Genomic DNA, 1,097 nt, shown 5'->3' on the forward strand with positions numbered 1-1,097 from the left:
TCCACCAGGGCCGCCCGCCGCAACGGCAGCTTGGCGGGCAGTTCCCGCAGCATCCGCGTCGGCAGGTTCACGTAGCGGGCGAACGCGCCTTCAGTGTGCGGGAAACGTGCGGCGCTGCCCAGGTAGGTGCAGCCCGGCGAGAGGTTCGGGCGGTCCTCCGGGTACCTGGATCCGTCGCCCGGCCCCGGCGTCGCCGGATGCACGGCGACGGCGGTGCCGGCGGCCGGTCCGCTGCCATCGGCTGCCGCCGCCGCCACGGTACCCACCACTTCGTGGCCCAGCAGCATCGGCGCCTTAAGGATGGATTCGCCGGCGGCGCCGTGCTGCCAGTAGTGCAGGTCGGACCCGCAAATGCCGCCGTAGGCGATCTCGACCACGGCTTCGTCGGGCCCCGCCGGCGCCAGGGCGACGGGTTCGACGCGCAGATCACCGGCCGCGTGGGCCACGACGCCGAGGGACTGTGTTGGGAGGGAAGTCATGGAAACTGCCTTTCGCTGGTTCTGCAAAGCTACGACGGGTCGGCGGGGTCAAACGACGGTGGTCATGCCGCCGTCGATAAACACCACCTGGCCGCTCACAAAGTTCGAGGCGTCGGAGGCCAGCCAGATGGCAGGGCCCACGATGTCCTCCACCGTGCCCCAGCGGTGCGCCGGGGTGCGGCCCAAAATCCAGGTGTTGAAGGCCTCGTCGTCCACCAGGTTCTGCGTCATCTCGGTGTGGATGTAGCCCGGGGCGATTGCGTTGATCTGCAGCCCGAGGCTGGCCCACTCGGCGGTCATCGCCCGGGTCAGGTTGCGGATGCCGCCCTTGGACGCCGTGTAGGGGGCGATGGTCGGACGGGCCAGGTCGGTCTGGACGGACGCGATGTTGATGATCTTCCCGGCGCCGCGTTCGATCATGTGCCGTGCGGCCTCGCGCCCCACCAGGAACGCGCTCGTCAGGTTGGTCCGCAGCACGCGCTCCCAGTCGTCGACGTCCAGGTCCAGCATCGGCACCCGGTGCTGGACGCCGGCGTTGTTGACCAGCACCCACAGGGGGCCCACTTCGCGCTCGACCCAGGCCACGCCGTCGGCCGCCGCCTGGGCGTCGGTGACGTC

At 70.4% G+C, this 1,097-nt stretch carries 2 protein-coding genes; both read right to left on the reverse strand.

Translation table 11 applies throughout. From position 1 onward, the window contains the following. Window positions 1–479 (reverse strand): alcohol dehydrogenase catalytic domain-containing protein (locus tag AC5RUJ_RS16980; RefSeq protein WP_494156330.1); only part of this gene is annotated, 479 nt, incomplete at its 3' end. A 48-nt stretch (window positions 480–527) separates the two neighbouring features. Next, window positions 528–1,097: SDR family oxidoreductase (locus AC5RUJ_RS16985; protein ID WP_494156331.1), on the reverse strand; the 570-nt coding region annotated here is incomplete at its 5' end.

This window comes from Arthrobacter sp. Y3223164 (assembly GCF_059091005.1).